Source organism: Nitrosomonas communis, assembly GCF_900114745.1.
GTDB lineage: Bacteria > Pseudomonadota > Gammaproteobacteria > Burkholderiales > Nitrosomonadaceae > Nitrosomonas > Nitrosomonas communis_A.
Map to the genome: position 1 here is coordinate 1 of NZ_FOUB01000110.1, position 7,102 is coordinate 7,102.

Below are 7,102 nucleotides of genomic sequence, written 5' to 3' on the forward strand. Positions count from 1 at the left end.
TGGATCGTACAGGCTTTTGAGCTGCCGTTTAAGACCCTGCCAGATATTCATACCGACTACCTGTTAGAGCTGGTGTTGGCAATGCTAGGGCTGAGTGGGGTCAGGATGGTTGAGAAGATCAAGGGAGTTGCTAAGTAATTGACTACGAGGCGCAAGCCTGGGTTTGAGGTGGTTGATAATAAATGAGATGTTCTCAGAACCAGTGCAGAAAATGCACTGGTTCAAAAGAATATATGTAGTAGCTCAAACACATGTCTAGTCGGGGAAGTGCATGACACTCATGCGAGACTCTCCACCTTCCCCATTCCATGATTTAACACCTAAGACTTTAGCTCTGGGATCACCTGAAGCTCCAAATATAACACCCATCACGAAAGGGACCTTTGGCTTAATAGTGTGGTCATCTATTTTTACCCCATACTCGTAATCACCTTTGAGTTCGGTGATGGATATTTGCCTCATACCTTTAAAGCCAGCGTACGTCCATAAGGAATTTTCTATTTTTTCTGACGTGGTAATTTTGAAGCCGATTTCGTTTGCCCAAAATTGCGGCTCAAAAACTACCATCGCTGCATTAGGATCATCATGGGCTAATGCGATCGAGATCTGTAAGTTTTCTGCCGGGGCTTGATTTTGCTTCTTTTCTCGTGTGATTGCGGAATAAATATCTGTTAGCCACTCATCTTCTGTTTTTGAAACTATGTCTATGTAGAAGCGTCCTTCAAGGAAGGGTGGGAATTGTGATATATGTCCAGCTCTGATTGGGATAATGAATTCTGGCTTAATTCCTTTGATTTCATCCATTAGTGCCTTTCTTAATTCAGTGCGCACCCATGGTTTGTCAATGGAATCGGGGGATAGAAATATCAGGAATTTTTCTGCAGATTCGATGCCGGCATGAACTTTGTCTATCAGTTGGTCGCCGCCTAATATTTCGTATTTGTCTAACCAGCCTTGAATTTTAGGGTATTTATTTGATACACGAAGAAAGACTTGTTCAACGAGCGGCTTGTCTTCTGATGCGTGGCTAAAGAAAACTTTCATGTGATTCCCCGGTTGTTGTTTGATGAAGGCCTAATTAGAATTAGATGTCCAAAATGACGCGATATAATACGCCAGAAATGATATCTAATTTATGATGAATAAATGAATTTTTTGAAAAGTTGACTAGCCAAGACAAAACGTCCGCATTTCTAGTGATTTTTAGCAGATAAATAAGTGCTTTATACTTCACCCATCATCAAGCACAAAAGCAATCGCCATGACAATCAATATTCCAGTTGAATCAAGTAGTGAGTCTGATCTTCCTATTTTGCAGCGAGCAATGCTTGATCCTTCCGTTTGTATCTTGCCGTTATTGCAGTATCGAATACCAGCGGGGTTCCCATCCCCTGCTGAAGATTACAAAGAGAAAAGTCTTGATATCAATGATTACCTGGTGCGTAATAAAGTATCGACGTATTTCTTTCGCGTTGTGGGTGACTCAATGACTGGTGCACACATCTACGATGGCGATATGCTGGTGGTTGATCGCTCGATCAAGCCTAAACACGGGCATATCGTATTGGCCGTGATTAACAATGAATATACTGTAAAGCGATTGTACTCCTGCAATGGTGTGATTGAGCTGCACGCTGAGAATTCGGATTATCCGCCTATCCGTTTCAGTGAGGGCGATGAATTGCAAGTGTGGGGTGTGGTAGTGGGAACCGTCACTCGCTTTGAGGTTTAATCATGTCTACTGCAAAATATCTTTCCAGTTTTTTATTTAATTTCCTCAGGATACTCAGGCGCTAAAAGTGGCATAACCGCGAGTATAGACTCTGCTGGATAAGCTTTAGAGCGGTCATCATATGACATATATTTCTCGTCGGAATAGAACACCAGCGCAACCATTCCTTCAATTGCAATCCAGCATCCTCCTGAATTGCAGAATTTCTCAAACTTTTCCCTTGTCATCCATTTATTTCTCATTCTATTGAATCCTCTTAGCAATATCTTCAATGCTTTCTCTGTATGCATGCATTATAAAAATGTTGACCAAAATGTTGACCAAGCTATGTCAAAACACGCCAAAATCCTTTCCGCAAAAATTATAAGTGTCGCATAGATAAACGATTTTAGAGTGTAATTTTTATTATTTTTGCGGAATAAATATTAATGTAACTTATTGAAAATAAAATATAATAAATAAAACTTATTATATTGCTTATCAATCTTATGTGAGATTTTTATTCACGGCATAACAGATACTTTCTACATCTGTCAATCCATCTTATTGTGACATCTTACCCTTCGCCAAGGAGTGGTTTATGCTTGATATTCTTTTCGGCACTATTATTATGCGCCCGTATGTATTTATCTTTTTCATGGTATTTCTTTTGATCTGTATACCACATATAGGCTGGCGTAAGACTTTTACTTTCACCGGCGCAGCCTATCTGATAGCCTTTCTATCGGAGAAACTTTCCATTAGTACCGGATTTCCCTATGGCTGGTATTATTACATAGACACCACAAGCTATAAAGAGTTGTGGATTTGGGGAGTGCCTTTCTTCGATTCACTTTCGTATGTTTTCCTGACTTACTGCAGTTACACTACAGCGCTATTCATTTTATCGCCCTTGGCTACACGCGGTTTTGATCTAATTACACTGGAGACCCGTGCTATTCGGCATTCATGGGCTGCTCTAATACTAGGAGCTTTCTTGCAGACCTTTCTAGATATCATAATAGATCCGGTGGCACTACAAGGCGATCGCTGGTTCCTCGGACAAATATATAGCTATCATGAGTCAGGGTTACATTTTGGAGTACCGATCTCAAACTATGCTGGCTGGTTGTTAACCAGTTTTGTGCTAGTAGCTGCTCTGCAACAGATAGACCGCAGAGGTGAAGAAAAAGCGCCATACAGAATTTTTGCTATACCGTTTCGCTCGCTGTTGGGGCCGCTTCTCTATTTGTCAGTGCTTATCTTCAACTGGATAGTATCGTTTTGGATTGGTGAGTATCTGATTGTACTAACGGGCATTTTTATATTTGTGCTGCCAATTCTCATGGTAATAATTATGGCTGTTATGCGAGTTAACCGCTATCGTGAGGAGGAGTTGCAGGAGCATTTGAAAGATTATCCTTGCTCGCTTCTCAATAGGATTAAAGAATGAGTGAGAGGTGTTGTCATATATGGATTACATCGGGTTAAGTAGTCAGTAGATTTGCTTAGCTTTTTAGGATATCAAACTAGAGCCATGGCAATTCAACATTCGAATTTATCCGATTTGGTGAGTTATCTATGCATATCGCATAGTCTTGTAAATATATTGCGGAACTGCACTGATGCGTGCGCCAAGAGTGAGCGTCTGTCTCGTACTTATCCTTCGATATAACGTATATTTTCACAAAAAGATCACAGAAAAACGCTGTGAATAAGCATTTGCAATCGTGGAATGTCGAATCAGTGTTGTTCCTAGGTATAAAAATAGCAAGAGGTAAGACTGCTTAAAGTCATTTGTAGATCATAAAGTAAAAAGTCTTTGTGCTAATTGTGCATAAATCAGTGCTATAAACAAGGTTAAACAGTTAAGTGTGCATAACCCGGCCATCACTTTCATTTTACTTGCCTACTCGATCACGGCAATAACCATGGATGTGCTTGAGCAGTTGGTTAAATATAGCGTTAATATGTTTTAGATTTAAACCCTTGGATTGGTAAACTGCTGTTTCGAGCCTACCGATGTTAATCCACTTCGAAGCTCACTTGGGCTTTATCTTTCATAGGTTTATAGTTAACTGGACAGTAGTGACCCTGGATATAAAACACCCAATTAACTTGAAATAGAGGTGACAAAAAATGAGAAAAGTTACTTAGCTTTCCGGTATATGTGGATTGCGTCATTGCTTTATTGATAACACCTAGACCCTATAATTTCCATTTCCAAATCAGAAATATGACACGGAGACGAACTGTAGACACTATATAAATAATATGGCAAGAAAAAAACCAACAAAGTCAGGTTTGGTTTAGAAATGGGATAAGATGTACATTTAAAACTTGCATTAAGTTTAATACTTGTTGGAGGAGTTTATGCGCTGGAAAACTGGACGTCGTAGTCAGAATATTGAAGACAGGCGTGGATTACGTATCTCTAAAAGAGCTGGACTTGGGGGTGGGAGTATAGGAATCGTCATTTTAATCCTTATAGCGATGTTTCTGGATATAGATCCACGTATCATTATGCAAGGAGCAGAAATTTTAGATAGCGGCTTTCAATCATCTCAAACAGAAACTCAACCTATCTTTGCTGGTCAGGAGGAGGCAAGGGAATTTACATCCGTGATTCTTGCAGATACGGAGGATACTTGGAAAGTATTATTTCCTGAGCAGCTAAATAAAAGTTACAAAGAACCTACGCTTGTTTTATTCAGTGGTGTTGTACAGTCTGCATGTGGGTTTGCACAAGCCGCAATGGGTCCATTTTACTGTCCCGCAGACCAGAAAGTTTATATAGATCTTGACTTTTTCGATGATTTAAAAAAATTAGGTGCTCCTGGGGATTTTGCACGAGCATATGTTATTGCCCATGAGATTGGCCATCATATACAAACCTTGTTAGGCATTTCTAATCATGTTATGACCTTGAGGAAAAGTATAAATGAAACCCAAAGAAACGCACTATCTGTTCGGCTGGAATTGCAAGCAGATTGTTTTGCTGGTGTATGGGCACATAACGCACATCGTTCACGGAATATTCTAGAAAGTGGTGATGTTGAAGAGGGCTTAAATGCTGCCACAGCTATTGGTGATGATCGTTTACAGAAGCAATCACAGGGTTATATTATTCCTGAGTCTTTTACTCATGGAAGCTCAGAACAGCGAGTTCGCTGGTTTAAAAAAGGACTGGAATCGGGAAAAATTAGTGACTGTGATACATTCAAAGCTAAAAAACTATAGATAGTAGAGCTAATACTAGCGTAAGACGATTGTTGGTGATCAGCATCAGCAGGTGAGCAGGAGCACTGGATAGAAAACTAGGGACTGTTAATACTCGGACAAAGAGCGATGGGTTTTAAAAGTTTTTGAACAGTTATAGCAACAATGCATTCGCATCAAAAATGAAACCATTTCAATGGATAGCATTAATATCAAAGTGCATCCTCACAATATTAGAGTATTAAAAAACAGCCTAAAATTTAGAAGGATTTTCCATGGTTGCAAAATGAATTTTACTTTCTCATAAACCCATTGAGTGACAATAGAATCCATTGCCAGCAATACCGGCTGTACCGCCGAAACCTACTGAAAATGATAGCAATAGATGAATGTACCCAGGGCTCTAGCTCCGGCATGAACACAGCTTCGACATGAGCACATCGACTGAAACCGCTAAAATTGTTGATAGGTACAAAGGGATTCTCACGATAATGTCTTGGCAGAGGACCATTGTCGGCCTGTATAAACGGAAGTGATCCGATATCGCGGCCCTTGGCGATTAAAATGGTCTAATAACTCCGGACACTCTAAAGGCAGATTATATACTGGCAAAAGAGGTGACCTAAATGAGTGAGATAAAACGCGATAGAAAACACAAAAGGCCCAAATATAGTTTGGAATTTAAACAGGATGCAGCCCGGTTGGTTCTCGAGAAAGGTTATGGTCAACATCAGGCTGCTGCGCATCTGGGCATATCGTAAGTGCTTTGAGGCGCTGGGTTCAGGCGGAGCGTAAGCCTTCAGGCACTGAATCGATAGCGAAGAAGCCGGGATTGAGTTTGGCAGATCAATCCGAATTGCTGCGTTTACGTAAGGAAAATGAACCATTGCGGATGGAGCGAGAGAGATTAAAAAAGGCCGTACTCTTCTTTGCGAAAGAAGCCGAATAAAGTACGGGTTTATTCAGGTGCAACAGAAGACATATCCGGTAACCGTGCTGTGTCGTGTGATGGGGGTTAGCGCAAGTGCCTACTATGAGGTATGCTGAGTTTTATGGAGTCCAAAGTTTCATAAAATATAGACATGAAATGGAAGATATAGATGGAACAATTACCCCGAACACGATATAGCCAGGAATTTCGCGAGCAATCGGTCAAGTTTTTTAAAGAAAGTGGATTAACGCTGGTTGAAGCGGCGAAACGACTATCTTTACCTAAGGGGACGTTAAAGAACTGGGTTTATGCTGACCGGCAAGGTGCACTCACAACCGTAGGTAAAAAGCAGAGCTCACTGACTGAGCTTGAACTAGAGTTATCCAGGATCAAGCGTGAGCTGGCAGAAGTGAAGATGGAGAGAGATTTCATAAAAAAGTGTGCGGCGGCCTATTTCGCGAAGGAGTCGCGGTGAGATACGGCATGATTGATACGCTGCGACAGCAATATCCCGTTGCACTTATGTGCCGTGTACTCGAGGTTTCAGAGAGTGGTTTTCCTGCCTGGAATATTCGCCCACCTTGTGAGCGTGAGCAAAAAAATGCACGGCTGGTAATAGAAATACTGGCAGCACACCAACGCACCCGAGAGACCTACGGTGTGAAACGCTTGCATAGTGAGCTGATAGATCAGGGGGTACAGATTACAGCATACCGTGTTCGAGTGCTTCGCAAGAAGCTGAATTTGCGTCGTAAGCAAAAGCGTAAATTCAAGGTCACGACCGATTCTAAACATCATTTACCGTTCGCGCCTAATATTTTGAAACGAGAATTTGCTGTTAGCGCACCTGGCAAAGCGTGGGTCAGCGATATCAGTGTGCCGCAGCAAGCGGCGTAAGAGATGAGGGTATGGCCCCTCGCAATCGGCTTGCAGGAGCAGGTTGCAAACCACCCTAAGCGGCACTGGCCAAAAGCCTGGGTCGTGAGCGTTATGGAAAAGGTGTCTCGAGCATCAGGTATGGATCAATGAAGACGAACAACCGTGAACGGCCGTTCAAGTGTCGAAAGCACTCAGATGACATCAAAACTGGCGGGTGAGGTTACTCCAGGAGCAGTCTGGCCGTTACCTGCTTACGGGCCAGGCGGTGTCCGGCATAGAGGCAGCGTCAGTCTGATTCGGGCTCTTACGTTGAACTGCGGGAACCTTCGGTGGCGATGTGAAGCGAAAGGCACAAGCTCAAA

The 7,102-nt window shown here is 41.9% G+C and carries 9 protein-coding genes; 7 read left to right on the top strand and 2 right to left on the bottom strand.

Features of this window, described 5'->3' with window-relative positions:
- Window positions 1-255: 255 nt before the first annotated feature.
- The gene (locus BM122_RS19760; protein WP_074907229.1) at window positions 256-1,044 is read right to left on the bottom strand and encodes a toll/interleukin-1 receptor domain-containing protein; all 789 of its coding nucleotides are present in this window, start codon (window positions 1,042-1,044) and stop codon (window positions 256-258) included.
- 217 nt (window positions 1,045-1,261) lie between these two features.
- Here BM122_RS19760 and BM122_RS19765 point away from each other — a divergent pair, with 217 nt between their 5' ends.
- Complete coding sequence (locus BM122_RS19765; protein ID WP_083398625.1) at window positions 1,262-1,732, top strand: LexA family protein; 471 nt, start codon at window positions 1,262-1,264, stop codon at window positions 1,730-1,732.
- A 32-nt stretch (window positions 1,733-1,764) separates the two neighbouring features.
- Here BM122_RS19765 and BM122_RS19770 read toward each other — a convergent pair whose 3' ends face one another.
- Window positions 1,765-1,974, bottom strand: coding sequence for a cytochrome b5-like heme/steroid binding domain-containing protein (locus BM122_RS19770; RefSeq protein ID WP_143083562.1), 210 nt, complete (start codon window positions 1,972-1,974; stop codon window positions 1,765-1,767).
- Between the two features lie 338 nt (window positions 1,975-2,312).
- Between BM122_RS19770 and BM122_RS19775 the strand changes: the two genes are divergently transcribed.
- From BM122_RS19775 to BM122_RS19795, 6 genes are all read left to right on the top strand, one after another.
- Complete coding sequence (locus tag BM122_RS19775) at window positions 2,313-3,164, top strand: carotenoid biosynthesis protein (RefSeq protein ID WP_074907233.1); 852 nt, start codon at window positions 2,313-2,315, stop codon at window positions 3,162-3,164.
- Between the two features lie 920 nt (window positions 3,165-4,084).
- Window positions 4,085-4,951: a KPN_02809 family neutral zinc metallopeptidase gene (gene ypfJ / locus BM122_RS19780; protein WP_074907235.1), complete on the top strand. Its 867-nt coding sequence runs from the start codon at window positions 4,085-4,087 to the stop codon at window positions 4,949-4,951.
- A gap of 605 nt (window positions 4,952-5,556) precedes the next feature.
- A complete protein-coding gene (locus tag BM122_RS22870; RefSeq protein ID WP_143083563.1) occupies window positions 5,557-5,691 on the top strand; it encodes a transposase in 135 nt (44 codons plus the stop codon).
- Window positions 5,692-5,696: 5 nt separating this feature from the next.
- The gene (locus BM122_RS19785) at window positions 5,697-5,879 is read left to right on the top strand and encodes a hypothetical protein (RefSeq protein WP_074907237.1); all 183 of its coding nucleotides are present in this window, start codon (window positions 5,697-5,699) and stop codon (window positions 5,877-5,879) included.
- Between the two features lie 151 nt (window positions 5,880-6,030).
- A complete protein-coding gene (locus BM122_RS19790; RefSeq protein ID WP_074907238.1) occupies window positions 6,031-6,336 on the top strand; it encodes a transposase in 306 nt (101 codons plus the stop codon).
- Window positions 6,337-6,344: 8 nt separating this feature from the next.
- A complete protein-coding gene (locus BM122_RS19795) occupies window positions 6,345-6,758 on the top strand; it encodes an IS3 family transposase (protein WP_074907240.1) in 414 nt (137 codons plus the stop codon).
- The last annotated feature ends 344 nt before the right edge of the window (window positions 6,759-7,102 follow it).